The following is a 24,879-nucleotide window of genomic DNA, read 5'->3' as shown; positions in this document are numbered from 1 at the left end:
GCCGCGTCAGTGCAGGCCGACGCCCCGCTCGAGGGCGAGGTCCAGCAGCTCCGAGATCAGATCGTCGTAGGACAGGCCCGTCCGCTCCCACATGGCCGGGTACATGCTGATGGGCGTGAAGCCCGGCATGGTGTTGATCTCGTTGACCACCCAGCGCCCATCCGGGGTGAAGAAGAAGTCGCAGCGACCCAGGCCGGATCCGTCCACGGCCTCGAAGGCGCGGATCGCCAGGGCGCGCAGCCGCTCGATCTCCTCCTCCGGCAGCTCGGCCGGGCAGGACAGCTGGGTGGTGCCGGTGTCCTGGTACTTCGACTCGAAGTCGTAGAACTGCGTCTCACCCTCGTCGTGGGCCACGACGATCTCCCCCGGCAGCGAGGCGCGCGGGGCGGCGGAGCCGTGCCCGTCGAGGACGGCGCACTCGATCTCGCGGCCGACGATGCCCGCCTCCACCACGACCTTGGGGTCGAAGCGACGGGCCTCCTCGACGGCGGCGCGCAGACCCGCGGGCTCGGTGACGCGGGTGATGCCGAAGGACGAGCCGGCGCGGGCGGGCTTGACGAACAGCGGGTAGGCGAGCGCCCCGGCGCGGGCGAGGGCCGCCTCCGGATCGCGCGCCCAGTCGCGGGCGGTGATGGTCTCCCACGGGCCGACCTCGAGGCCGGCGGCCTGGAAGGCGACCTTCATGAAGTGCTTGTCCATGCCGACCGCGGAGGCGAGCACGCCGCAGCCCACGTAGGGCAGACCCAGCGACTCGAACATGCCCTGGAGAGTGCCGTCCTCGCCCCAGGGGCCGTGCAGCAGCGGGAACACGACGTCCACCGGGCCCAGCGAGGAGCCGTCGGCCGCGGTCAGCTCGACGGTGCCGTCCGGCAGGGCGCGCAGGCTCACCGGGGCCTCGGGCTCCGGCACCTCCGGCAGGGCGTCGCCGCCCAGGCGGAACGAGGCCACGTCCAGCTCGTCGTGCGACCACAGGCCGGAGCGGGCCACACCCACCGGCACGACGTCCCAGCGCTGACGGTCGGCCGCGTGCAGCACGCCCGCCGCGGTCACGCAGCTGATGGGGTGCTCGCTCGAGCGCCCGCCGAAGAGCAGGAGCACGCGGGGACGCGCGCCGGCAGCGGCCTCCGGGGCGGGGATGGCGGTCATGCGGTGCGTCCTTCCGACTTCAGGTCACGGGCGAGCAGCAGCTCGGCGAGGCGGTCCACGGCCACGTCCCCGGCGACCACCCGGTCCATCAGCTCGCTGATGGGCATCTCCACACCGTGGGCGCGGGCGGCGTGCACGATGGCGGAGACGGACTTGATGCCCTCGGCCGTCTGGCTCATGGCGGCCACCGCCTCCTCCGCGCTGAGGCCGGTGCCGATGTGGCGGCCGGCCGTGCGGTTGCGGGAGAGGGGCGAGGCGCACGTGGCCACGAGGTCGCCCAGGCCGGCGAGCCCGGCCATGGTGGCCGGGTCGCCGCCGAGCGCGACGGCCAGCCGGGTGGTCTCGGCCAGGCCCCGGGTGATGACGGAGGCCTTGGAGTTGTCCCCCAGCCCCTGCCCGTCGCAGATGCCCACGGCGAGCGCGATGACGTTCTTCACCACGCCGCCGATCTCCACGCCCACGACGTCCGTGTTCGTGTAGGGCCGGAAGGTCCGGCCGGCTGTGAGGGCGGCGATGCGCTCCGCCGTCGCGCGCGAGGCCGAGGCGACCACCGTGGCGGTGGGCTCGCCGCGCGCGATCTCGAGGGCGAGGTTGGGTCCGGAGACCACCGCGAACCGGTCCGGGCTGAGGCCCAGCTCCTCCGCGCAGACCTGCGACATCCGCGCGTCGGTGCCGCGCTCGAGGCCCTTGACGAGGGAGACCACGACGGCGTCCGGGGCCAGGTCGGCGCGCACGGTGCGCAGCGTCTCGCGCACGTGCTGCGCGGGCACGGCCACCACCACGACGCCGGCGCCCCGGACCGCCTCGGCGGCGTCGGTGACGGCGCGCACGCAGGTGGGCAGGGTGATGCCGGGCAGGTACTCGGGGTTCTCGTGTCGCTCGGTGATGGCCTCGGCGACCTCGGCCCGCCGGGACCACATCACGATCTCGGACGCGCGGGCGGACTCGGGGCTGGTGCTCAGGCCCAGGACGCGGGCGAAGGCCGACCCCCAGCTGCCGGCCCCGAGGACGGCGACGGTGCGCGGATCGCTCATGCCCCGATCACCCGCGCTCCGGTCGCGGGATCCCAGCGGCCCTCCGGGGCCGGTTCTCCGCGCAGCTCGGCGACCAGGTCGGTGATCGCGGCCATCATGCGGCCGGTGCCCTCGCGCAGGGTCCCCGCCGTCACGGGGCGGTCCCGCAGGTCCGCGAGGTCGACGGGCGCGCCGACCCGGATCCGGGCGGTCTTGCGCGGGAGGACGCGGAGGGAGCGGCCGCCGTACGGCAGCAACTCCTGGATGCCCCACTGACCGACGGGGATGAGCGGGGCGCCGGTCTGCAGGGCGAGGCGCACGGCCCCGTTGCGCCCGGCCATCGGCCAGCCGTCGGGATCGCGGGTGACGGTGCCCTCCGGGTAGACGATGATCGCCCGGCCCGTGGCGACGGCCTCGCGGGCGGCGGCGAGCGAGCGGCCGCCGTCGCGGGTGCGCTCGACCGGGATCATGCGGGTGGCCTCGAGGACCTGCTTGAGCACGGGCACCTTCCAGAGCTCGGCCTTGGCGAGGAAGGTCGGCAGCAGGCCCTGGTTGTAGGCCATGTGGGCCACGGAGAGCGGGTCCACCTCCGAGATGTGGTTGACGGCGAGGATCGCGCCGGTCTCGGGCAGGTGCTCGGTCCCCTCCCACACCTGGCGGACGAGGGCCCGCATCGCCGGTCGCACGATCGCCCCCGGGATCACGTAGGGGGCCCGCGCGGCACGCGTCGGACGACCCCCCGCAGCGGCAGGGCTCTGCGCGTCCACGCCGCTCACCGGTCGCGTTCGGTCAGCTCGACGTCGGCGCCGAGGCCCTCGAGCTTCGCCATGAAGTGCTCGTAGCCGCGGTTGATGATCTCCAAGCCCGTCGCCGTGGAGGTGCCCTCGGCGGTGAGGGCGGCGATCAGGTGGGAGAAGCCGCCGCGCAGGTCCGGGATGTCGAACTCGACGCCGTGCAGCGGCGTCGGGCCGGAGATCACGGCCGAGTGCAGGAAGTTGCGCTGGCCGAAGCGGCACGGCACGGAGCCGAGGCACTCGCGGTGCAGCTGGATGGAGGCGCCCATCCGCACGAGGGCGTCGGTGAAGCCGAAGCGGTTCTCGTACACGGTCTCGTGCACGATGGAGACCCCCTTGGCCTGGGTCAGCGCCACCACGAGGGGCTGCTGCCAGTCGGTCATGAAGCCGGGGTGCACGTCCGTCTCGAGCACGAGCGGGTTGAGATCGCCGCCGGCGTGCCAGAACCGGATGCCGTCGTCGACGACGTCGAACTCGCCGCCGATCTTGCGGTAGGTGTTCAGGAACGCCGTCAGGTCGCGCTGCTCGGCGCCGCGGACGTAGATGTCCCCCCGGGTGGCCAGGGCGGCGGAGGCCCACGAGGCGGACTCGTTGCGGTCGGGCAGCGCGATGTGGTTGTAGCCGCGCATCTCGCTCACGCCCTCGATGCGGATGGTGCGGTCCGTCTGCACGGTGATGATCGCGCCCATCTTCTGCAGGACGGCGATGAGGTCGTGGATCTCCGGCTCGACGGCGGCGCCCTTGAGCTCGGTGATGCCCTCGGCCTTCACGGCGGTCAGCAGCACCTGCTCGGTGGCTCCGACGGAGGGGTACGGCAGCTCGAGCTTGGCGCCGTGCAGGCCCTTGGGGGCGGAGATGGAGATGCCGCCCGGGCGCTTGTCCACGACGGCGCCGAAGTTGCGCAGCACGGCCAGGTGGTAGTCGATCGGGCGGTCGCCGATCTTGCAGCCGCCGAGGTCGGGGATGAAGGCCTCGCCGATCGCGTGCATGAGCGGGCCGCAGAAGAGGATCGGGATGCGCGAGTCGCCGGCGTGGGCGTCGATCTCGGCGGTCAGGGCCGACTTCACCCCGGCCGGGTCCATCGTGATCCGCCCGGTCTCCTTGTCCCACTCCACGGACACGCCGTGGATCTCGAGGAGGGAGCTGACGACGTCCACGTCCTTGATCTCGGGGATGTTCCGGAGCACGGACGGCGAGTTGCCGAGCAGGGCGGCCACCATGGCCTTGGGCACCAGGTTCTTGGCGCCGCGCACGGTCACCTCACCGGTCAGCGGCTTGCCGCCATGGATGGTCAAGAGCTTCGCCATGCGCGTCCTTCCTCAGTGCGGCCGCAGGGCCACGGTCTCGGCCACTCCGCCGGAGCGGGGAGGTCTCTGAACGGGACCGCCCGCCGTGTGCGGCGGGCGGTCCCGGAATCGCCTCCCAGCATAGGGCGTCGCCGGGCACGCGCGGCAATGGTGCGCTCCCGGCGGCGGCCGGTCAGCCGGCCGTGCGGGCCGGCAGGGTGGTGGGCTTGTACGCGGGGCGGTCCGCCTCATAGGCATCGATCTCGGCCTGGTGCCCCAGGGTGACGGCGATGTCGTCCAGGCCCTCGAGCAGCCGGCGACGGGTGTCGTCGTCGATCTGGAAGGGGGCGGTCACATCCCCGCACTCAACGGTGCGTGTGACGAGGTCCACGGTGACCGTGGTCCCGGGACGGTTCTCCAGCTCCTTCCAGATGCGCTCGACGTCCTCCTGCTCCACCTGGGCCGCGACGAGCCCCTGCTTGGCGGAGTTGCCGCGGAAGATGTCCGCGAAGCGCGGGGAGATCACGGCGCGGAAGCCGTAGTCCTTGAGCGCCCACACGGCGTGTTCGCGCGAGGAGCCGGTGCCGAAGTCCGAGCCCGCCACGAGCACGGTGCCCCCGCTGAACGGCTCGGTGTTCAGGATGAAGTCGGGGTCCTGGCGCCAGCCGGCGAACAGGGCGTCCTCGAAGCCCGTGCGGGAGATCCGCTTGAGGTACACGGCCGGGATGATCTGGTCCGTGTCCACGTTCGAGGCGCGCAGCGGCACGCCGACGCCGGTGTGGGTGGTGAACTTCTCCATGTCTCAGGCCTCCTGGGGGGTGAGGGCGGGCAGGTCGGACGGGCTGGCGAGGCGGCCCAGCACGGCGGTGGCCGCGGCGACCACCGGGGACACCAGGTGGGTGCGCCCGCCCTTGCCCTGCCGGCCCTCGAAGTTGCGGTTGGAGGTGGACGCGCAGCGCTCCCCCGGGGAGAGCTGGTCCGGGTTCATGCCCAGGCACATGGAGCAGCCGGCGAAGCGCCACTCAGCCCCGAAGTCCTCGAACACCCTGTCCAGGCCCTCGTCCATGGCCTGCAGGCGCACGCGCGCCGAGCCCGGCACGACCATGACGCGCAGCCCCTCGGCCTTGCGCCGGCCCCGGACGACCTCGGCGAACGCCCGCAGGTCCTCGATGCGGGAGTTGGTGCACGAGCCCATGAACACGGTGTCGACCTCGACCTGCTTCATCGGGGTGCCGGGGGCCAGGTCCATGTAGGACAGCGCCTTGCGGGCCGCCTCCTGGGCCACCGGGTCGGCGAAGTCCTCGGGCGCGGGGACGGTGTCGTTCAGGCTCACGCCCTGCCCCGGGTTGGTGCCCCACGTGACGAACGGCTCCAGCGTGTCCGCGTCGATGACCACCTCGGCGTCGAACTCCGCGCCCTCGTCCGTGGCGAGGGTGCGCCAGTGCTCGACGGCGGCGTCCCAGTCGGCGCCCTCGGGGGCATGGGGCCGTCCCTTCAGGTAGGCGAAGGTGGTCTCGTCCGGGGCGACCATGCCGGCGCGGGCGCCGGCCTCGATGGACATGTTGCAGATGGTCATCCGGCCCTCCATGGAGAGGTTCTGGATGGCCTCACCGCGGTACTCGAGCACGAAGCCCTGGCCCCCGCCCGTGCCGATCTTCGCGATGACCGCGAGGATGATGTCCTTGGCCGTCACACCCGGGCGCAGCGTGCCGTCCACGGTGACCGCCATGGTCTTGAAGGGCTTCAGCGGCAGGGTCTGGGTGGCCAGGACGTGCTCGACCTCGGAGGTGCCGATGCCGAACGCCAGGGCGCCGAACGCGCCGTGGGTGGAGGTGTGGGAGTCGCCGCAGACCACGGTGAGGCCGGGCTGGGTCAGGCCCAGCTGGGGGCCGACGACGTGGACGATGCCCTGCTCGGCGTCGCCCAACGGGTGCAGGCGCACACCGAACTCGGCGCAGTTGGCCCGCAGGGTCTCGATCTGCGTGCGCGAGGTGGGATCCGCGATCGGCTGGTCGATGTCCAGCGTCGGGGTGTTGTGGTCCTCCGTGGCGATGGTCAGGTCGGGCCGACGCACCGGACGCCCGGCCAGACGCAGCCCCTCGAAGGCCTGCGGGCTCGTCACCTCATGCACGAGGTGCAGGTCGATGTAGAGCAGGTCGGGGGTGCGGGAGGCGCCCTCGCCCTCGCCGCGCACCACCACGTGCTCGTCCCAGACCTTCTCGGCCAGCGTCCTGGGCCGCGTCGTCGCCGTCGTCATGTGCCGCACCTTCCTGCTCACGCACCTGTCGGTCGTCGCCCGGCGCGGGGCGCCGGTGCTCACGGACCACTGTGGGGCGCGGCGGGGCCGTTCTCGACCACGCGGCGCGATATTCCATATCGTGAGATTTCGTCTCACATGCCGGACCTGGCGCCGGCCGGCCCGGTCACATGCGACGCACACCGACACCCCCGGTCCGTCCGAGCAGTGAGACGACTACGATCACCCCATGACCACCGAGCCCGTGCGCCCGCCCACCGAGGACGACCTCATCGGCCCCTCGCTCCACCGGCATCCCAGCGGCGTCGGCGTGGTGGACAAGTCGGTGGCGATCCTCGACGCGCTCGAGTCCGGCCCGGCCACGCTCGCCCAGCTCGTCACCGCCACCGGGATCGCGCGGCCCACGCTGCACCGGCTCGCGGCCGCCCTCACGCACCACCGCATGGTGGGCAAGGACCTGCAGGGCCGCTACGTGCTGGGCACCCGCCTGGCCGAGCTCGCCTCCGCCGCCGGCGAGGACCGGCTCACCACGGCCTCCGGCCCGGTGCTGCTGTGGCTGCGCGACGCCACGGGAGAGAGCGCCCAGGTGTTCCGTCGGCAGGCGGACTCCCGCGTGTGCGTGGCCAGCGCGGAGCGGCCCTGGGGCCTGCGCGACACCATCCCCGTGGGCGCCCGCATGTCCATGAAGGCCGGCTCCGCCGCGCAGGTGCTCCTGGCCTGGGAAGACCACGAGCGGCTCGTCGAGGGGCTGGCCGGCGCCGTGTTCACACCCACCGTCCTCGCGGCGGTGCGGCGCCGCGGCTGGGCCCAGTCCCTGGCCGAGCGCGAGCCCGGGGTCGCCTCGGTGTCCGCACCGGTGCGCGGCCCCAGCGGACGCGTCATCGCGGCGGTCTCGATCTCCGGCCCCCTCGAGCGGCTCTCCCGCCAGCCGGGCCGGCTGCACGCGGACGCCGTCGTCTCCGCCGCGACGCGGCTCACCGAGCTCATCCGCGCCGGCGAGGCCTGAGGCCCGCCCGCGCCACCGACGGGACGCGCCGCCGAGACACCCCGTTCTTCCCGCGTTCACCCGCGGGGCCTAGCGTCAGCCAGGTCCCCGACCGCCGCCCCCGCACCACCGAGGAGTCCGCCGTGACCGAGACGACCGCGCCCGCCGCCCCCGCCGAGCAGGAGGCCGCGCCGCGGCTGTCCGTGGTCGGCACGGGCTATCTGGGCGCCACGCACGCCGCCTGCATGGCCGAGCTGGGCTTCGAGGTCCTCGGCGTCGACGTGGACCCGGCCAAGATCGAGCGCCTGGCCCGCGGCGAGGTGCCCTTCCACGAACCCGGCCTGCCCGAGCTGCTGCGCACCCACGTCGCCTCCGGGCGGCTGCGCTTCACCACCGACGTCGCGGAGGCGGCCCGCTGGGCGGACGTCCACTTCATCGGCGTCGGCACCCCGCAGAAGGTGGGCGAGACCGCGGCGGACCTGAGCTATGTGGACGCCGCCGTCGCCTCCCTCGCCGCGGCGATCGACCGCGACGCGCTGATCGTCGGCAAGTCGACCGTGCCCGTGGGCACGGCGCGCCGCCTGGCCGAGCTCGTGCGCACCGTGCGCGCGGAGGCCGGACTGCCGGGCGAGGTCGAGCTCGCCTGGAACCCCGAGTTCCTCCGGGAGGGCTTCGCCGTGAGGGACACGCTCACCCCGGACCGCCTCGTCATCGGCACGCACGGGCCCCGCGCCGAGGGCATCCTGCGCCGCGTCTACGCGCGGCAGCTCGCGGCCGACACCCCGTGGATCAGCACGGACCTCGAGACGGCCGAGCTGGTGAAGGTGGCCGCCAACGCCTTCCTGGCCACGAAGATCTCGTTCATCAACGCGTTCTCGGAGATCACCGAGAACGTGGGCGGGGACATCGGCACCCTCGCGGACGCGATCGGCCACGACGCGCGGATCGGACGCCGGTTCCTCAACGCGGGCGTGGGCTTCGGGGGCGGCTGCCTGCCCAAGGACATCCGCGCGCTCCAGGCCCGCGTCTCCGAGCTGGGCCTGGACCGGACCATGCGGTTCCTGGCGGAGGTGGACGACATCAACCTGCGCCGCCGTGACCGCGTGGTGGACCTGGCGGTGCAGGTGCTCTCCGCGGCTCGCGACGGCCGGATCCGCCGGGCCGAGGCCTCCGGGCCCGCCCCCACCCCCGCGAGCGTGCAGGTGCTCAACGGCACGCGGATCGCCGTGCTGGGCGTCACGTTCAAGCCGGACTCCGACGACGTCCGGGACTCCCCCGCCCTCGACGTCGCCAACCGTCTCTACACGGCCGGCGCCGACGTCCGGGTGTACGACCCCGAGGGCAACGCCAACGCGGCCGCCCGCTTCCCGCGGCTCGACTACGTGGACTCGCTCGAGGCGGCCGTGGACGGCGCCGAGCTGACCCTGCTGCTGACCGAGTGGCGCCAGTTCCGTGAGATGGATCCGGACGCCGTGGGCGCACGCGTGGCCTCCCGCCTGCTGATCGACGGGCGCAACGTCCTGGACGTCGCCGCGTGGCGCGAGCACGGGTGGGACGTCATCGGCCTCGGCCACCGCTTCGACCCGGAGCGACTCCTCCGCGCGGCCTGACCCGCCCGCGGGCCCCGGCCCGGACGCTCAACCGCCGAACGGGTCCCAGCCGGACTCGGGCAGCGGCCGGTGACCACCCGGCGGCCGGGCCCCGTCCGGCACGAGCCGGCCGATCCGCGTGAACCCCCGGGGCAGCTCGGTCTCGGGCCACGCCAGCCCCAGGAGGCCGTAGTCCTCGCCCCCGCCGGTCACGAGCGCCTCCGGACTGGTCCCGGCCAGGGCGGCCACGCGGCGCAGGGGTGCGGCGGTCGCCGCCAGCCAGGCCTCGTCCAGCCACGGTGCCGGCGCGGGTCCGGCCCCGCCGGTGGCGGCCGCCATGCGGTGCGCGTCCTTGCCCAGGCCGTCGGAGACGTCCATGAGGGTGAGCAGGCCGGCCGTCACCGCGGCGGGCCCGAGGGCCAGCGGCGGGCGCGGTCGCAGCTGGGCCCGGACGGCGCGGGCGAGCTCCCGCGGTGACGGCAGGTCGGCGGCGGCGAGGGCGTCCGCCCGTCGCTCCAGCTCCGCGCGGTCGGTGAGCAGCAGGGCGAGCCCGGCGGCGGCCCACCCCGGCCCCGAAGGCGCGGCGGCCCGGGGACTCCCCGGCACCGCCTGGGCATGGACGAGGTCGGCGCCCTCGGCGAGCACGCGGTCCCGGTCCGCCGCGGCCGGCGCGCGGCGCAGCACGCCGCCGGGGTGCGGGTCCCCGAGCACCGTCACTGCGGCGTGGACCCGTCCGCCGGTGCCCAGGTCGCCCCCGGCCACCCGGCAGTCCGGCGCGCCGAGGTGACGCACCGCGCCCACGATGCCCGCGGCGAACGACCGCACCCAGGCGACCGGCGTCGTCGGCGGCAGGGTGAGGGCGGTGACGAGCGCGGAGGCGGTCCCGCCCATCGCGTTGACGTCCGAGAGGTTCTGGGCGACGGCCTTCCAGCCGGCGTCGTGGCCGCGGGTGCGGGGACCGGCGGGCCAGCGGTGCAGGAAGTCCGTGCCCTCCCCCATCGCGTCCGTGGAGATGAGCGTCCCGCCGCGGGGCGCGGGCACGAGGGCGGCGTCGTCGCCCGGGGCGACGGTGCCGGCGGGCCAGTGGCCGTCCCGGACGGCGGGGGCGAGCCCGGCCAGGACGACCTCGAGCAGCTCGGCCTCCGTGAGGTCGCCGACGGTCACCCCCGCCGCAGCCGCGGGGTCGCGCATCGTCATCGGCGGCCCCGCCGGACCGGGACGCCGGAGGCCCGGGCGAGGGCGTCGCGGAAGGCGCGGAAGCGGTCCACCTCGGCGCGCACCGGGTCGACGACGAGCCGCCGGCCGACGTCGGTGGTCGCCTCCTCGAGGCGGCGGCGCGCGCGGCGTCCCCGCGCCGCGGCGGTCCACCGGGTCAGGGGGATCGCCAGCAGGGCCAGCAGCACGCCGAGCGCGAGGCCGCCGACGAGCAGCAGCGTCGGGAGGGGGAAGCCCTCGACCGTGGGCGCGGGCGGCAGGGGGAACTGCAGGTACCCCGCCAGGGCGAGGACGCCCAGCCAGCCGGCGCCGACGACGGCGGTGAGGAGGGCGAGCCACTGCAGCACGTCCAGCACGGGGTGCCACCAGCTGCCCCGACCGGCCCCGAGGTCGGTGGCGGCGATCGCCTGGTCCACGGCGCCGGGGAGCTCCTCGGCGTGCTCCCGGCCCGCGCGGCGGATGGCGGCGGCCCACGGCTCGGAGGCTCCCGCGCCGGCCGCGGCGGCCAGCGTGCGGACCGCGCCGTCGACGACGGCCCGCTGGGTGCCCGAGCGCTCGGGCAGGGAGGTGCGGTGCAGCGCGGGGTCGCGGGCGACCTCGTCCCGGTCGCGGCGGGGGGCGGCGCTCTCGGGCATCAGGTGCAGGCGCCGCAGGGGGTCCGCGCGGAAGGAGTGCATCCAGCGCAGCACGGGCCAGCTGGTGCGCTTGGCCGAACGCAGCCGGTACGAGCCCTCGACCGCCCGGACGACGGCCGGCACGCCGCCGGCCACGGCCAGCTCGCGCCCGAGCCGCTGCTCGTCCCCGGGCCCGACGCCGGCCGGCTCGCCCTCGCCCGAGGCGGCGGCGAGGTCCGCGGCACGGGCCGCGACGTCCGCGCCCAGGCGCTCGGCGGCTGCGCCGCGCTGGGCGACGATCGCCGCGACCTGCCGGCCGACCTCCTCGAGGCCCTCCCCCGTGCGCGCGGACACGGGCAGCACCCGGACGTCGCCGAGGCCGTGGCCGGAGAGCATCCGGCGCAGCGAGGCCAGCACGACGTCCCGGTCCCGCACCGAGAGCCGGTCCACCTGGTTGAGCAGCACGAGGGTCACGGCCGCGTGCGAGCCCATGGTCGCCAGGAACTCGCGGTGCAGCACGGCGTCCGCGTACTTCTCCGGGTCCACGACCCACACCAGCACGTCCACGTGGCCGGCCAGCCGGGAGGTGATCTCGCGGTTGCCCCGCTCGACCGAGTCGATGTCCGGCAGGTCCAGCAGGATCAGGCCGGTGGCGTCGGCGCCGTCACGGCGGCCGAAGCCGAGGAAGCCGGGGCGGCCGTCGTCGAGCACGGGGGCCTCGTCCAGCAGGTGGCGGCGGCGCACGCCGAGCCAGTCGAGCAGGGCGGCCGCGCCGCCGCCCTCGCCGGTGCCGTCGCCGTGCTCCGCGTCCGGGTCCAGCCCCTGTCCCCGGCCCACGCCCCAGACCGCGGCGAGCGGCTCGGACGTGGTGGGCCGGGTGGCGGCCACGCGGGCCAGGTCGCGGCCGGTGAGCGCGTTGAACAGGGAGGACTTGCCGGAGCCCGTCGCCCCGAAGAACCCGACCACGGTGTGCTCCGCGGAGAGTGCCTGGCGCTCCCCGGCCGCGCGCACGACGGCGTCGGCCCCGGCCACGACGTCCTCGGGCAGGCGGCCCGCGGCCAGCTCGGCGGCCTCACCGAGGGCGTCCAGGCGGGGGGCCAGGGCGGGGGTGTCGCGGCGGCTCATCGGGGCTCCTCCCCCGCCTCGGCGGCGGACGGGACGTGCTCGGGCCCGGTCGGGCCGTCGACGCCGGCGGCCACCCCTCGGCGCAACACCGGCACGAGGGCGCGCAGCTCCTCGGTGGCCTGCGGCTCGCGCTCGAGGTGGAGCAGCGGCAGGAAGCGGTCCGCGAGCACGGTCTCGAGGAAGGCCCGCACGCGGTGCTCGAGCAGCTCATCGGCACGCCGGGCCATGCGGCGCACGGCGTCCTCGCCGAAGATCGACTCGAGCAGCTTCTGCCCGACGACGGCGGCGCCGCCGGCGATGCCGACCTCGATGCCCGCGAGTCCGCCGGTGGAGGCGAACGAGATGATCATGAGGGCCACGGCCGCGCCGTTCACGCCGGTGGCCGCCAGGCGGGCGCGCGTGCGCTTGCCCGCGCCCTCCTCCTGGACCAGTGCCAAGACGTCCGACTGCCAGTCCCGCACGACGTCGGCCGCCCGCGCCGACGTGTCCGGCGCCAGGGCGCCCAGGTCGCGCCCGGCCACGAGGGCCCGGCCCGCCGGCTCGGACGCCCAACGCCGCTCGATCTGCTCGGCGGCCGCGGCAGCCGCCTCGACCATCACGGCGTGCAGGCCGGTCTCGAGCGCGGTCTCGACCTCTTCGGGCGGGGCCGGGCGCCCGCGCACCAGGGCGCCGAGGCGGTCCCGCAGCCGGCCGATCGTGGTCTCGACGCCGCGGAAGAACTCCCCCGTGCCGACGAAGTCCTGCCAGCGGGAGAGCACCTCGCCGCGCAGCAGCGTGCCGTCCGAGGTGGCCTCACGGACCCGGCCGACGGCCTGGTCCGTGGAGTCCCCCACGATCCGGGCGAGCAGGTCCGCGGCATGCCGCTGCTCCTCCTCGGCGCGGGCCAGGTCGGCGACGCGGGCGGCCAGCTGGCCCAGCACGCCGTCCACGGTCCGGCGGGCGACAGCGCCGCGCGCCTGGGCGTCGGCGGCGAGGGTCTCGAGCCAGGCGCGCAGGCCCGCGACGTGCTCCTGCGGGAGCAGACCGCGCTCGTCGAAGCGGGTCTCGGGGATCACGTGGATCCGGGCGTCGGCGAGGCCGCGCTCGGTGAGCATGCGCCGCAGGTCCGGGGTGATGTCCTCCGCCGCGCCCTCGGGCACGCGGCCGAGCACGACGGCCACGGTGATGTCGCGGGCGGCGGCCTCGTCCAGCAGCTGCCAGGGCACGGCGTCGGCGTAGCGGTGCGCCGTCGTCGTGAAGATCCACAGGTCGGCGGCTTCGAGGAGCTGCCGGGCCAGCGCGCGGTTCTGGTCCGCCACGGAGTCGATGTCCGGGGCGTCCACGAGGGCGATGCCTGACGGCAGTGCGGGCTCGGCCACGAGCGCGACCGTGTCCATCGCGGACTGGTCGGGTTCGACGGGGCCGGCGGCCGCGTCGCGGTGCACGCTGACGCGGGCGAGGTCGGGCAGCACCCGCGGGCCCGTGAACCAGTGGGCGTCGGCGGGGTTGTGCAGCAGCAACGGCTGCCGCGTGGTGGGCCGCAGGGCGGAGGAGCGGGAGACCTCGTGGCCGACGAGCGCGTTCACCAGCGTGGACTTGCCCGCACCGGTGGAGCCGCCGACGACGGCCAGCAGCGGCGCGTCGAGCGAGTCGAGGCGGGGCAGCACGTAGTCATCGATCTGGTGCAGGGTGCGCTCTCGCTCGGCGCGGTCCTGCCCTGCGGTGACGGTCTCGAAGGGCAACTCGAGCGCGGCGAGGTGCTCGCGCACGCGGCGGACGGCCGTGTCGACGCCGAGGTCTGGGGCGTTCTGATCCGTGTGTGGCACGTGGGCCATCGTCTCACGGGCGCGCGCCGGCCGCCCATCCCGCCGGCCCGGCGGACGGAGACGACGGAAGCCCGGTCCGCAGGGACCGGGCTTCCTGTCACTCGGGTGACCCCAGCGGGATTTGAACCCGCGTTACCGCCGTGAGAGGGCGGCGTACTAGGCCGCTATACGATGGGGCCGAGCGCGCTGTCCGCGTGTGCGGAAGCGATGCCGTGGAGACCTTCTGCTGCGCCTGCGTCTCCTGTTCAGGCGACGGATGCGTTCATCCGCCCGTGCCGTTCCGGTCCGAGGACCGGGCGGCGACTGCGTGACCCCAGCGGGATTTGAACCCGCGTTACCGCCGTGAGAGGGCGGCGTACTAGGCCGCTATACGATGGGGCCGTGCGCCACGTCCGAGCGTCTCCGCCCGTGCGCGTTCACTGAGTCCGAAGACTCGCTGGGGTACCAGGACTCGAACCTAGAATGACGGTACCAGAAACCGTTGTGTTGCCAATTACACCATACCCCACTGTCGGTCAAGCATGCCTGACCGATGTGCATCATATTCATGAGCTCGGTGTTCCCGGATCTCTCCGGCAACGAGTAAGAACTCTACACCCTCCGGGCGACGTGTGCAAAATCGGCGGGTCAGGCCGCCAGCCAGGTCCGCAGCCCGCCGATCGCCCGCATCCGCCAGCATGCGTGCTCCTCGTCCCAGAGCGGCTCCTCCGCCCCGCCGTGGGCGGGGGCGTCGGGGCTCATCCACACCGGAACGAGCCCCGCCGACCGGGCCCCCTCGACGTCGTGACGCAGGCTGTCCCCCACCATGAGGGTGCGTCCCGGGTCCGTGCCCAGGCGGGAGCAGCCGGCCAGGAAGGGGGCCGGGTCCGGCTTCGGGGCCCCGGCCGTGTCCGAGCCGATCAGCACCTCGACCCACTCCAGACCGAGGGCGTCGGCCTTGCCGCGCTGGTAGGCCTCCACGTTGTTCGTGACGATCCCCACGCCACGGCCTGTTCCCCGCACCTCGGCGAGGACGTCGACGGTCGCGGGGAACAGCGCCCAGTGCCCGCGCACGACCTCTTCGTAGTCGGTGGTCCACAGGCCGTCGAGCGGGGTCGCCGCGTCCTCGGGCACGCCGAGCGCGCGCAGGGCGTCGGCCACGCGGGCCAGCCGCTGCTCCTCGAACGTCAGCTCCCCGGCCACGTAGCGCCCGTAGTGGCCGCCGGCGTCGGACGCGAAGGCGTCGGTGGCCTCAGCCAGCACCGCCGGGTCGACGTCGGCGGCCCCGGCCCACTGCCGGCGCACCGTCGCGTCGAACGCGGCGTGCTGGGCGGAGCGCAGATCCAGCAGCGTGTCGTCCAGGTCGAAGAGGACGGCGTCCCAGGCCGGCGGCGCGGGCGCGCCCGCGGACCCGCCGGCCGGCGTCGTGCTGGCGCCCCGGCTCATGCGTCGGCGGGCTGGTCCTGGTCCAGGCCCTGCTCCGCGGCGAAGCGGTCCAGGCGGGCGAGCGCGGAGTCCCGGCCCAGGATCTCGAGCGACTCGAAGAGCGGCGGGGACACCTTGCGGCCGGTCACCGCGACGCGCACCGGGCCGAACGCCTGGCGCGGCTTGAGGCCCAGGCCGTCGATGAGGGCGGCCCGCAGCGCCGCCTCGATGCGCTCGGTGGTGAACTCGTCCTCGGGCAGGGCGGCCAGCGCCTCCCGGGCCGCGGCGACGGCGGCCCCCAGGTCCGCCGGCATGCCCTTGAGGGCGCCCTCGGCCGTCCGGACGTCCCGGTCCGCCGTGAAGAGGAAGGTGAGCATCTCGACGGCCTCACCGAGCAGCTGCACGCGCTCCTGCACGAGCGGGGCCGCGGCGGTGAGGACCTCCATCTCCCGCTCCGTCAGGTGCTCGCCCACGAGGCCGGCCGCGTGCAGGTAGGGCACGAGACGGTCACGGAAGTCGGCCACGTCGAGCATGCGCACGTGCGTGCCGTTGATCGCGATCGCCTTCTTCTCGTCGAAGCGGGCGGGGTTGGCCAGCACCTTGTGCACGTCGAAGTGCTCCACGAACTGCTGCGGGGTGAAGATGTCCTCGTCCGCGGAGAGGGACCAGCCCAGCAGGCCGAGGTAGTTCAGCAGGCCCTCCGGGATGAAGCCGTTGTCCCGGTGCAGGAACAGGTTGGCCTGCGGATCGCGCTTGGACAGCTTCTTGTTGCCCTCGCCCATCACGTAGGGCAGGTGGCCGAACACCGGCATGTACCGGGCGACGCCGATCGCGTGCAGGGCGCGGTAGAGCGCGATCTGGCGCGGAGTGGACGAGAGCAGGTCCTCGCCGCGCAGCACGTGGGTGATGCCCATGAGCGCGTCGTCCACCGGGTTCACGAGGGTGTACAGCGGCGACCCGTCCGCGCGGACCACCACGAAGTCCGGCACGGAGCCGGCCTTGAAGGTGATCTCCCCGCGCACCAGGTCGGTGAAGGTGATGTCCTCGTCCGGCATGCGCAGCCGCCAGACCGGCGCGCGGCCCTCGGCCTCGAAGGCGGCGATCTGCTCGTCCGTGAGGTCGCGGTCGTGGCCGTCGTAGCCGAGCTTGGGGTCGCGGCCGGCGGCCCGGTGACGGGCCTCGGTCTCCTCGGGGCTCGAGTAGGACGGGTAGATGTATCCGCCGGCCTTGAGCTTCTCGATCACGTCCGCGTAGATCTGCCCGCGCTGGGACTGACGGTACGGCTCGTGCGGGCCGCCGACCTCGACGCCCTCGTCCCAGTCGATCCCGAGCCAGCGCATCGCCTCGAGCAGCTGCTGGTAGGACTCCTCCGAGTCGCGCTTGGCGTCCGTGTCCTCGATGCGGAACACGAGGGTGCCGCCGGTGTGCCGCGCCCAGCCCCAGTTGAACAGGACGGTGCGGATCAGCCCCACGTGGGGGGTGCCGGTGGGCGAGGGGGCGAAGCGCACGCGCACGGGGGTCTCGGCGTCCACCTGGGGGACGTCGGCGAAGGGGGCGGGGGCGTTCTCGGACACGGGAGCGGTGGCGTCAGTCATGATGCCCCGAGTCTACGCGGGGGCCCGGACGCCGTCGTCGGGCGCCAGCGTCAGCGGCGGAAGACGGTGGCGAGGACGCCGATGCCCTCGACCTCGGCCTCGACGCGCTGGCCCTCCTGGACCGTCCCGACCCCGCCCGGGGTGCCGGTCAGGATCACGTCGCCGGGCAGGAGGGTGAACATCTCCGAGGCCGCGGCCACGAGCTCGCGGACGCCGAAGACCATGTCCGCCGTCGTGCCGTCCTGGCGGGTCTCGCCGTCGAGCCGAGACGTGATGCGCAGGCCGCCGGCCGGCTCCACGTCCAGCTCGGTCTCGATCCACGGGCCCAGCGGGCAGGCGCCGTCGAAGCCCTTGGCGCGGGCCCACTGCAGGTCGGTGCGCTGGGCGTCGCGGGCGGTGAGGTCGTTGCCCACGGTATAGCCGAACACGACGTCGTCCACGCGGCTCACCGGCACGTCCTTGCAGATGGTGCCGATGACGACGGCGAGCTCGGCCTCGTAGGAGATCTCCTCCGACCAGCTCGGCAGGGTCACCGGCTCGTTCGGCCCCACCACGGCGGTGTTCGGCTTGAGGAAGAACTGGGGCGAGGTGGGCACCTCGTTGCCGAGCTCCTTCGCGTGGTCGGCCCAGTTGCGGCCGACGCCGACGATCTTGGAGCGCGGGATGATCGGCGCGACCAGACGCACGTCCTCGAGACGGTGGGTGGCGCCGGTGGGCTGGATCCCGTGGAAGAACGGGTCACCCTGCAGGGCGGTGATGCTCAGCTCGGAGAGGTCGGCGTCCGCCGGGCCCTCCACGATGCCGTAGGTCGGTTCGGCCTGGTCCACGAAACGGGCGATGCGCATGGGGGTCAGCGTAGTGGGTGAGCGGCGGTCGCCGTCGCCGGACACCCACCCGATTCCGGCCCCGCTGACGCCGCGAGCCAGACGATTCGGCCGCGGCGGACGGCCTGAGGAGACCGATTCGTCTGGCTCGCGGGCGGATTCGTCTGGCTCAGCGCGGTGCGGCGCGGTGCGGGGCGGGTCGAGACCGCTCAGCAGCAGCGGCTGCCCGGATTGGCCTCCTGGCGCGCGTACTCGGCCCGCCAGAACTCCCGCTCGGTCATCGGCGCGCGCTCCGGATGGTGGGCCCGGTGGTGGGCCACGTACGCGTCGTACTTCCCCTCTCCGGAGAGCTGGCGGACCCACCAGCGCACCCGGGCCCACACCCCGGGCCGAGACGGGCCGGCCGGGCCCTCCGCGGTGGAGGGCCCGGCCGGCGTCGCGCGCGGATCGGCCACGTCAGTGACCCCGCACCGGCTGCCGGTCCGCCGGCAGGGCGTCCCACTGCCGCTGCAGCTCCTTCTCCTCGGCCGTGGCGAACAGCCCGGCCGGGGCGAAGCGCTGTGAGGGCACGTACGGGTCCTGGTGGTCGATGACCTCGGTGCCGCGGAAGGCGCGCACCGTGGCGAGCACCGACGTCGTGATGACGATCAGCGCCAACACCAGGAAGACGACGGAGAGCGTGCCCTGGATGGCCGTGTTCCGGACCACGGCCTCCATGGCCGGCACGGACTTCGCGGCGCCGAAGCTCGTCTTCCCCGCCGCCAGCGCGTCCTGGAACGCGCGATGCTGCGCCCAGTAGCCCACCGCCGGGACGGAGGAGAAGATCTTCTGGAACGACGCCACGGTGGTGACCACCGTGATGAACGCCAGCGGCAGCGCCACGATCCACAGCCCCCGGAAGTCACGGCGGCGCGCGACGATCGTCAGGACGACGGCGAGCGCGATCGCCGCGAGCAGCTGGTTGGCGATGCCGAACAGCGGGAACAGCGTGTTGATGCCGCCCAGCGGATCGGTGACGCCCATGATCAGCACGGCGCCCCACGCGGCCACCATGATGGCCGTGCAGACCCACGCGCCCACGCGCCACGAGGTGTCCTTGAAGCGCGGGATCACGTTGCCCAGGGAGTCCTGCAGCATGAACCGGGCCACGCGGGTGCCGGCGTCGACGGCGGTGAGGATGAACAGCGCCTCGAACATGATCGCGAAGTGGTACCAGAAGCCCATGAGCGCGTCGCCGCCCACGAGCTGGCCCATGATGTGCGCCAGGCCGACCGCGAGGGTGGGGGCGCCGCCGGTGCGGGAGACCACGGTCTCCTCGCCCACGAGGTCGGCCAGGTGGGTCAGGTCCCCGGGGGCGAGGTTCACCCCGGCCAGGCCGAGACCCATGACGAAGTCGGCGGCGGTCTCCGGGGTGCCGCCGGTGAGCGCGGCGGGGGCGTTCATGGCGAAGTAGATGCCGCGGTCGATGGACACGGCCGCCACGAGCGCCATGACCGCCACGAAGGCCTCCATGAGCATGCCGCCGTAGCCGATGAAGCGGGTCTGCCGCTCCTTCTCCACCATCTTGGGCGTCGTGCCCGAGGCGATCAGCGCGTGGAAGCCGGAGAGCGCACCGCACGCGATGGTGACGAACAGGAACGGGAACAGCGAACCGGGCCACACCGGGCCGGTCTGGCCCGAGGCGAACTCGGAGAACGCGGGGGTGCCGATGCGCGGCTGCACGACGACGATGGCCAGCGCGAGACCGGCGATCACGCCGATCTTCATGAAGGTGGACAGGTAGTCGCGCGGCGCGAGCAGCAGCCACACGGGGAGCACGGCCGCGACGAACCCGTAGATGATCACGGCCCAGGCGATGGTGGTGCGGTCCAGGGTGAACAGGGCCGCGCCCCACTCGGTCCCGGCCACCCAGCCGCCGCCGATGATGGCCGCCAGGAGCAGGACGAACCCGATCACGGAGATCTCGGTGATGCGGCCCGGGCGGATCCAGCGCAGGTACACGCCCATGAAGAGCGCGATCGGGATGGTCATGGCCACGGAGAACACGCCCCACGGGGACTCGCCCAGGGCGTTGACCACCACGAGGGCCAGGATGGCCGTGATGATCACCATGATCAGCAGGGTCGCGACGATCGCGGCGGTGCCCCCGACGCGGCCCAGCTCGTCCCGGGCCATCTGGCCGAGCGAGCGGCCGCCGCGGCGCATCGAGAAGAACAGGACGAGGTAGTCCTGGACCGCGCCGGCCAGGATCACGCCGACGATGATCCAGATGGTGCCGGGCAGGTAGCCCATCTGCGCGGCGAGCACGGGGCCCACGAGCGGACCGGCGCCGGCGATGGCCGCGAAGTGGTGGCCGTAGAGCACGCGGCGGTCGGTGGCCACGTAGTCCCGGCCGTCGGCCCGGTACTCGGCCGGGGTGGCGCGGGTGTCGTCCGGGTGGACGATCATGCGCTCGACGTACTTCGAGTAGAAGCGGTAGCCGATCGCGAACGTCGCCACGGCGGCGAACACGAACCAGATCGCGTTGATCGTCTCGCCGCGGTGCAGGGCGAGCATGGTCCAGGCGACGCCGCCGAGCAGGGCGACGGCCACCCAGACGGCGATCTTCGCGGGCGTCCAGCGGGGCCGGCCGGCGGCCTCGGTGGGCGGGAGGTCTTCCGGCGTCGTGGCCGGGAGTGGGGCGCCCTCGGCGGCCGCGGAGGAGCGGTGCGAGCTCACGGGGGTCTCCGTTCGTGGGGTGGGGTCAGACGAGGCGGTGCAGCCAGCCGTGGCGGTCCTCGACGCGCCCGGTCTGGATGCCCTCGAGCTCGGTGCGGATCTTCAGGGCCACGTCGGCCCCGCCGGCGGACTCGATCACGTCGTCGCCGTCGAGCAGACGGCCGATCGGGGTCACGACGGCGGCGGTGCCGCACGCGAAGACCTCGGTGATCTCGCCCGAGCGGACGCCCTCGGCCCACTCGGCGAGGGTGACGCGACGCTCCTCGACGGTCAGGCCCATGTCCCGGCCGAGCTGGAGGATCGAGGAGCGGGTGACGCCCTCGAGGATCGTGCCGGTGAGCGCCGGGGTGACGAGGCGGCCGTCGGCGTGCACGAAGAACACGTTCATGCCGCCGAGCTCCTCGATCGCGTCGTCGTGGTACTGGTCGAGGAACACGACCTGGTCGGCGCCCTTCGCCGCGGCCTGCAGCTGGGGCAGCAGCGAGGCGGCGTAGTTGCCGCCGGTCTTGGCCGCGCCCGTGCCGCCCTTGCCGGCGCGGGCGTAGTCACGCGAGACCCAGATGGTCACCGGCTTGAGCTCGCCGCCGAAGTAGTTGCCGGCCGGCGAGGCGATCACCATGTACCGCACCTGCCGGGCCGGGCGGACGCCGAGGAACGCCTCGGAGGCGAACATGAAGGGGCGCAGGTAGAGGGACTGGCCCGGGCCGGTGGGCACCCAGGCCCGGTCCGCCTCGAGCTGGGCCTGCAGCGAGCCGAGGAACAGCTCCTCGGGCAGCTCCGGCAGGGCCAGGCGGCGGGCGGAGCGGTTCAGGCGGGCCGCGTTGGCCTCGGGGCGGAACGTCCACACCGACCCGTCCTCGTGCCGGTAGGCCTTCAGGCCCTCGAAGATCTCCTGGCCGTAGTGCAGCACGGCGGCCGCGGGGTCCAGGGACAGCGGGCCGTAGGGCTCCACGCGGGCGTCATGCCACGCGCCGCCGTCCTCGTCCCAGGTCCAGTCGATCGAGACCATGTGGTCCGTGAAGACGTTGCCGAAACCGGGGTCCTGGAGGATCTCGACGCGCTGCTGATCGGACATCGGGGACAGATGCGGTTGCCGCGTGAACACGGTCTCGGACACGGTGGGATCACTCCTCGTGACGGGTGGCGGATGGGGACGGCTCCGGTGCCGGGCACGACGCGCGGGGGCCACGGCGCCGGGCGTGGCACACGCCACAGGCCGTCGCCCCATCCTAGACCCGGCGTCGACGCGCCGGGCCCGCGCGTCAGACCCGCGCGGCGACGTCGGCGCCCACCTCGGCGGTGGTGCCCCGCGCGCCGTCCACCCGGTCCTTCAGGTGCGCCCACACCGCGGTGCGCACGCGCGCCGCGGCGCCGGTCTCGCCCACGTGCTCGAGCAGCAGGGCGGCGGAGAGGATGGCGGCCACGGGGTCGGCGATCCCCTGGCCCGCGATGTCCGGAGCGGAGCCGTGGACCGGCTCGAACATCGACGGCGCCGTGCCCTCGACGTTGATGTTGCCGGAGGCGGCGAGCCCGATGCCGCCGGTCACGGCCGCGGCGAGGTCCGTGATGATGTCCCCGAACAGGTTGTCCGTCACGATCACGTCGAAGCGGGCCGGGTCCGTCGCCAGGAAGATCATGGCGGCGTCGACGTGCATGTAGTCCCAGGTGACCGCGGGGAAGTCGGCCGCCACGGACTCCACGGTGCGGCGCCACAGGTGGCCGGCGTGGACCAGGACGTTGTGCTTGTGCACGAGCGTGAGGCGCTTGCGCTCGCCCGCGTCGGCGCGACGGAAGGCGTCCTCGACGACGCGGCGCACGCCGAACGCCGTGTTCACGGAGACCTCCGTGGCGATCTCGTGCGGGGTGTCCACGCGGATCGCACCGCCGTTGCCCACGTACGGCCCCTCCGTGCCCTCGCGCACCACGGTGAAGTCGATCTCGCCGGGCGCGGCCAGGGGGCTGACGGCGCCGGGCAGCAGGGTGGCCGGGCGCAGGTTCACGCCGTGGTCCAGCGCGAAGCGCAGCTTGAGCAGCATGCCGCGCTCGATCAGCCCGGACGGGATGCGCTCGTCCCCGGGCGCGGCGCCGACGGCCCCGAACAGGATCGCGTCGTGGCGGCGAAGGGACTCGAGGACCTCGTCCGTGAGCGCCTCGCCGGTCTCGAGCCAGTGCTCCGCACCCAGCGGATACGGGGTGAGCCGGGCCTCCGGACGCCCCTCGGCACGCAGCGCCGCCTGCAGGACGGCGGCGGCCTGGTCGGTGACCTCGGGGCCGATGCCGTCGCCGCCGATGACGGCGATGTCCAAGGGGTCTGCGGAGCTGCGTGTGGTCTCGGTCATGGCCCTCAGGCTACGCGGGGCACGCGTGAGGACCACATCGTGTGACACCCGGTCTCACCCTCCGGACGGGCTCAGTCCTCGGCGGGCTCCTCGTGCCGCGGGAAGACCGGCTGCGGGGCGGGCAGCGGCGTGCCGGGGACCAGGTCCTCGTGGAACGCGGCGAAGGACCGCGGGCCGGTGCCGGACGCGCCGGTGCGGCCGGCGTCGCCCTCGGCGGGGACGCCGAGCAGGTCCAGCAGCCGCGAGGCCGAGCCGGGCATCACCGGCTGCGCGAGCAGGGCCACCCGGCGCACGGCCTGCAACGTCACGTACAGCACCGTGCGCATGCGCGGCTCGTCCGTCTTGCGCAGCACCCACGGGGCCTGGTCCGCGAAGTAGGCGTTGACCTCGCCGAGCACGCGCCAGGTCCCCTCGAGCGCGTCGTGGAAGTCCTGCACCGCGTACGCGGACCGGGAGCGCTCCAGCAGGGCGTCGACCTGGACCAGGACGGCGCGGTCCGCCTCGGTGAACTCGCCCGGCTCGGGCACGGCGGCGCCGCAGTTCTTGGCCACCATGGACAGCGAGCGCTGGGCGAGGTTGCCGAGGTTGTTGGCCAGGTCCGCGTTCTTGCGGCTCACCACGGCCTCGTGGCTGTAGGAGCCGTCCGCGCCGAACGGGAACTCGCGCAGCAGGAAGAAGCGGATGGCGTCCAGGCCGTAGCGGGCCACCCATTCCCGCGGGTGCACCACGTTGCCCAGGGACTTGGACATCTTGGCCCCGTTGTTGTTCAGGAAGCCGTGGATCATGACGCGGCGCGGCAGCTCGAGGCCGGCCGACATGAGGAACGCGGGCCAGAAGATGCAGTGGAACCGGGAGATGTCCTTGCCGATCACGTGCAGGTCCGCGGGCCAGTAGCGCGCGAACGCCTCCGGGTCCTCCGCCGGCCAGCCCGCGCCGGTGAGGTAGTTCGTCAACGCGTCGACCCAGACGTAGGTGACGTGGTCGGCGCGCCGGTCGGCGTCGCCGGCGTCGGGGTCCGCGGGCGCCGGCAGGTCGATGCCCCACTGGAAGGAGGTCCGGGAGATGGACAGGTCCTCGAGCCCGGCCTCCACGAAGCGGATGACCTCGTTGAAGCGGTACCGGGGGGCGGCGAAGTCCGGGTGCTCGCGGTAGTGGTCCAGCAGCGGCTGCTGGTACTTGGACAGGCGGAAGAAATAGGACTCCTCCTCCGTCCACGTCACCTCGGTGCCGGTCTCGACGGCGCGGCGCACCCCGTCCTGACCCACCTCGGTCTCGTCCTCGCCGAAGTAGCGTTCGTCCCGCACGGAGTACCAGCCGGCGTAGGAGCCGAGGTAGATGTCCCCGTTGGCCTCCATCCGCCGCCAGATCTCGCGGACGGCCTCGGCGTGGTCCGTGTCCGTGGTGCGGATGAAGCGGTCGTAGGAGATGTCCAGGACGTCGTCGTCCATCTCCTTGAAGACGGCGGCGTTGCGCGTGGCCAGCTCGAGGGCGCTCACGCCCTGCTGCTGCGCCGTCTGCTCCATCTTCTGGCCGTGCTCGTCCGTGCCGGTCAGGAAGCGCACGTCCCGCCCGTCGAGCCGCTGGAAGCGGGCCATCGCGTCCGAGGCGATGTACTCGTAGGCGTGGCCGATGTGCGGCTCGCCGTTCGGGTAGGAGATGGCCGTGGTCAGGTAGTACGGGGCGCGGGCGTCAGTCACAGTCGTCGAGTCTAGCGGCGGGCCTGGGGCCCGCGCCGAGGACGACGTCGTCCGCGTCGGCGTCCGGGACGCCGTCGGCGGTCACCTGCAGATGGCCCGGCGCAGGCCGCAGGTGGAGGTGGGCCCACGGGGCCACCACGAGCACGGACGCCCCGATCATCTCGGTCAGCTCCTCCGCGTGCGTCGCCACGTGGTAGGCCAGGGTGCTGCGCCCGATCCCGAAGACGAGCGGCACCGCCTCGAGGACGATCGCGCCGACGAAGAACACCGCGCCGCCCGCCACCGTCAGCGCTCGGGTCCGGCGGGGCAGGGCGACGGTGCACAGCGCGAGCAGCCCGAGGACGACGATCGCGGCCGGCGCGCCGAGGATCAGCCACTGGAACGCGGGCAGCGGGTTCTCCCCCGCGAACGGCAGGGCCTCCCACAGCCGGCCGGCCTGCTCGTGGAGCTGCGTCGATTCGTCCAGGCTCATG

General features: G+C 74.0%; 20 protein-coding genes and 3 tRNA genes. 2 read left to right on the top strand and 21 right to left on the bottom strand.

Annotated features, from left to right (window positions below):
* Positions 1-6: 6 nt before the first annotated feature.
* The 6 genes from O3T09_RS01195 to leuC form a co-directional block, all read right to left on the bottom strand.
* The gene (locus tag O3T09_RS01195) at positions 7-1,146 is read right to left on the bottom strand and encodes a D-alanine--D-alanine ligase family protein (protein ID WP_269295279.1); all 1,140 of its coding nucleotides are present in this window, start codon (positions 1,144-1,146) and stop codon (positions 7-9) included.
* Positions 1,143-2,180: an NAD(P)H-dependent glycerol-3-phosphate dehydrogenase gene (locus O3T09_RS01190; RefSeq protein WP_036382068.1), complete on the bottom strand. Its 1,038-nt coding sequence runs from the start codon at positions 2,178-2,180 to the stop codon at positions 1,143-1,145. The genes O3T09_RS01195 and O3T09_RS01190 overlap by 4 nt, the downstream gene beginning before the upstream one ends.
* On the bottom strand, positions 2,177-2,833 hold the full coding sequence (locus O3T09_RS01185; protein WP_070709134.1) for a lysophospholipid acyltransferase family protein: 657 nt from the start codon (positions 2,831-2,833) through the stop codon (positions 2,177-2,179). Before O3T09_RS01185 ends, O3T09_RS01190 begins: the two co-directional genes overlap by 4 nt.
* Positions 2,834-2,931: 98 nt before the next feature.
* Positions 2,932-4,260, bottom strand: coding sequence for a UDP-N-acetylglucosamine 1-carboxyvinyltransferase (gene murA, locus O3T09_RS01180; protein WP_002856412.1), 1,329 nt, complete (start codon positions 4,258-4,260; stop codon positions 2,932-2,934).
* 172 nt (positions 4,261-4,432) lie between these two features.
* Entirely contained in the window at positions 4,433-5,038 is a 606-nt protein-coding gene (leuD, locus tag O3T09_RS01175; protein WP_010078962.1) for a 3-isopropylmalate dehydratase small subunit, read from the bottom strand.
* 3 nt (positions 5,039-5,041) lie between these two features.
* The gene (gene leuC / locus O3T09_RS01170; protein ID WP_113913887.1) at positions 5,042-6,496 is read right to left on the bottom strand and encodes a 3-isopropylmalate dehydratase large subunit; all 1,455 of its coding nucleotides are present in this window, start codon (positions 6,494-6,496) and stop codon (positions 5,042-5,044) included.
* Positions 6,497-6,725: 229 nt separating this feature from the next.
* Here leuC and O3T09_RS01165 point away from each other — a divergent pair, with 229 nt between their 5' ends.
* Both O3T09_RS01165 and O3T09_RS01160 read left to right on the top strand, forming a co-directional pair.
* Positions 6,726-7,502 (top strand): IclR family transcriptional regulator, encoded by a 777-nt coding sequence (locus tag O3T09_RS01165; RefSeq protein WP_002856418.1) that lies wholly within the window; start codon positions 6,726-6,728, stop codon positions 7,500-7,502.
* A 122-nt stretch (positions 7,503-7,624) separates the two neighbouring features.
* Complete coding sequence (locus O3T09_RS01160) at positions 7,625-9,091, top strand: UDP-glucose dehydrogenase family protein (protein WP_070709130.1); 1,467 nt, start codon at positions 7,625-7,627, stop codon at positions 9,089-9,091.
* A 27-nt stretch (positions 9,092-9,118) separates the two neighbouring features.
* Here O3T09_RS01160 and O3T09_RS01155 read toward each other — a convergent pair whose 3' ends face one another.
* The 15 genes from O3T09_RS01155 to O3T09_RS01085 all read right to left on the bottom strand — a co-directional run bounded on the left by O3T09_RS01155 (position 9,119) and on the right by O3T09_RS01085 (position 24,878).
* Positions 9,119-10,267 carry a thiamine-phosphate kinase gene (locus O3T09_RS01155; RefSeq protein WP_269295278.1) on the bottom strand — a complete coding sequence of 383 codons (1,149 nt, stop codon included), beginning with the start codon at positions 10,265-10,267 and terminating at the stop codon, positions 9,119-9,121.
* Complete coding sequence (locus O3T09_RS01150) at positions 10,264-12,024, bottom strand: GTPase (RefSeq protein ID WP_135040195.1); 1,761 nt, start codon at positions 12,022-12,024, stop codon at positions 10,264-10,266. Before O3T09_RS01150 ends, O3T09_RS01155 begins: the two co-directional genes overlap by 4 nt.
* The gene (locus tag O3T09_RS01145; protein WP_134416627.1) at positions 12,021-13,829 is read right to left on the bottom strand and encodes a dynamin family protein; all 1,809 of its coding nucleotides are present in this window, start codon (positions 13,827-13,829) and stop codon (positions 12,021-12,023) included. Before O3T09_RS01145 ends, O3T09_RS01150 begins: the two co-directional genes overlap by 4 nt.
* Before the next feature lie 106 nt (positions 13,830-13,935).
* A tRNA-Glu gene (locus O3T09_RS01140) sits at positions 13,936-14,008 on the bottom strand.
* A 129-nt stretch (positions 14,009-14,137) separates the two neighbouring features.
* Positions 14,138-14,210, bottom strand: a tRNA-Glu gene (locus tag O3T09_RS01135).
* 55 nt (positions 14,211-14,265) lie between these two features.
* Positions 14,266-14,337, bottom strand: a tRNA-Gln gene (locus O3T09_RS01130).
* Positions 14,338-14,456: 119 nt separating this feature from the next.
* Positions 14,457-15,254: an HAD family hydrolase gene (locus O3T09_RS01125; protein WP_036312934.1), complete on the bottom strand. Its 798-nt coding sequence runs from the start codon at positions 15,252-15,254 to the stop codon at positions 14,457-14,459.
* On the bottom strand, positions 15,251-16,828 hold the full coding sequence (gene gltX / locus O3T09_RS01120; protein WP_070708761.1) for a glutamate--tRNA ligase: 1,578 nt from the start codon (positions 16,826-16,828) through the stop codon (positions 15,251-15,253). Before gltX ends, O3T09_RS01125 begins: the two co-directional genes overlap by 4 nt.
* A 50-nt stretch (positions 16,829-16,878) precedes the next feature.
* Positions 16,879-17,673, bottom strand: a complete 795-nt coding sequence (locus tag O3T09_RS01115; protein WP_069941575.1) for a fumarylacetoacetate hydrolase family protein — start codon at positions 17,671-17,673, stop codon at positions 16,879-16,881.
* A gap of 188 nt (positions 17,674-17,861) precedes the next feature.
* Complete coding sequence (locus O3T09_RS01110; RefSeq protein WP_049145181.1) at positions 17,862-18,107, bottom strand: YbdD/YjiX family protein; 246 nt, start codon at positions 18,105-18,107, stop codon at positions 17,862-17,864.
* 1 nt (position 18,108) lies between these two features.
* Positions 18,109-20,370 (bottom strand): carbon starvation CstA family protein, encoded by a 2,262-nt coding sequence (locus O3T09_RS01105; RefSeq protein WP_269295277.1) that lies wholly within the window; start codon positions 20,368-20,370, stop codon positions 18,109-18,111.
* Between the two features lie 25 nt (positions 20,371-20,395).
* Positions 20,396-21,445 (bottom strand): branched-chain amino acid aminotransferase, encoded by a 1,050-nt coding sequence (locus O3T09_RS01100; protein ID WP_069941579.1) that lies wholly within the window; start codon positions 21,443-21,445, stop codon positions 20,396-20,398.
* 187 nt (positions 21,446-21,632) lie between these two features.
* Complete coding sequence (locus tag O3T09_RS01095) at positions 21,633-22,709, bottom strand: 3-isopropylmalate dehydrogenase (protein ID WP_069941572.1); 1,077 nt, start codon at positions 22,707-22,709, stop codon at positions 21,633-21,635.
* A gap of 71 nt (positions 22,710-22,780) precedes the next feature.
* On the bottom strand, positions 22,781-24,406 hold the full coding sequence (gene metG / locus O3T09_RS01090; RefSeq protein ID WP_269295276.1) for a methionine--tRNA ligase: 1,626 nt from the start codon (positions 24,404-24,406) through the stop codon (positions 22,781-22,783).
* Positions 24,399-24,878 carry a hypothetical protein gene (locus O3T09_RS01085; protein WP_223247528.1) on the bottom strand — a complete coding sequence of 160 codons (480 nt, stop codon included), beginning with the start codon at positions 24,876-24,878 and terminating at the stop codon, positions 24,399-24,401. Before O3T09_RS01085 ends, metG begins: the two co-directional genes overlap by 8 nt.
* Position 24,879 lies beyond the last annotated feature (1 nt).

Source organism: Micrococcus sp. H39-S4 (genome assembly GCF_027158145.1).
Taxonomy (GTDB): Bacteria; Actinomycetota; Actinomycetes; order Actinomycetales; family Micrococcaceae; genus Micrococcus; species Micrococcus luteus.
The sequence above is the reverse complement of the archived record's forward strand: the minus strand, read 5'-3'. Positions and strand labels throughout refer to the sequence as shown.

What these genes read in the sequence shown, in the direction of transcription:
- O3T09_RS01195 (WP_269295279.1), bottom strand. Translation starts at nt 1,146, where the DNA reads ATGACCGCCATCCCCGCCCCGGAGGCCGCTGCCGGCGCGCGTCCCCGC.
- O3T09_RS01190 (WP_036382068.1), bottom strand. Translation starts at nt 2,180, where the DNA reads ATGAGCGATCCGCGCACCGTCGCCGTCCTCGGGGCCGGCAGCTGGGGG.
- O3T09_RS01185 (WP_070709134.1), bottom strand. Translation starts at nt 2,833, where the DNA reads ATGCGGGCCCTCGTCCGCCAGGTGTGGGAGGGGACCGAGCACCTGCCC.
- murA (WP_002856412.1), bottom strand. Translation starts at nt 4,260, where the DNA reads ATGGCGAAGCTCTTGACCATCCATGGCGGCAAGCCGCTGACCGGTGAG.
- leuD (WP_010078962.1), bottom strand. Translation starts at nt 5,038, where the DNA reads ATGGAGAAGTTCACCACCCACACCGGCGTCGGCGTGCCGCTGCGCGCC.
- leuC (WP_113913887.1), bottom strand. Translation starts at nt 6,496, where the DNA reads ATGACGACGGCGACGACGCGGCCCAGGACGCTGGCCGAGAAGGTCTGG.
- O3T09_RS01165 (WP_002856418.1), top strand. Translation starts at nt 6,726, where the DNA reads ATGACCACCGAGCCCGTGCGCCCGCCCACCGAGGACGACCTCATCGGC.
- O3T09_RS01155 (WP_269295278.1), bottom strand. Translation starts at nt 10,267, where the DNA reads ATGACGATGCGCGACCCCGCGGCTGCGGCGGGGGTGACCGTCGGCGAC.
- O3T09_RS01150 (WP_135040195.1), bottom strand. Translation starts at nt 12,024, where the DNA reads ATGAGCCGCCGCGACACCCCCGCCCTGGCCCCCCGCCTGGACGCCCTC.
- O3T09_RS01125 (WP_036312934.1), bottom strand. Translation starts at nt 15,254, where the DNA reads ATGAGCCGGGGCGCCAGCACGACGCCGGCCGGCGGGTCCGCGGGCGCG.
- gltX (WP_070708761.1), bottom strand. Translation starts at nt 16,828, where the DNA reads ATGACTGACGCCACCGCTCCCGTGTCCGAGAACGCCCCCGCCCCCTTC.
- O3T09_RS01115 (WP_069941575.1), bottom strand. Translation starts at nt 17,673, where the DNA reads ATGCGCATCGCCCGTTTCGTGGACCAGGCCGAACCGACCTACGGCATC.
- O3T09_RS01100 (WP_069941579.1), bottom strand. Translation starts at nt 21,445, where the DNA reads ATGTCCGATCAGCAGCGCGTCGAGATCCTCCAGGACCCCGGTTTCGGC.
- O3T09_RS01095 (WP_069941572.1), bottom strand. Translation starts at nt 22,709, where the DNA reads ATGACCGAGACCACACGCAGCTCCGCAGACCCCTTGGACATCGCCGTC.
- O3T09_RS01085 (WP_223247528.1), bottom strand. Translation starts at nt 24,878, where the DNA reads ATGAGCCTGGACGAATCGACGCAGCTCCACGAGCAGGCCGGCCGGCTG.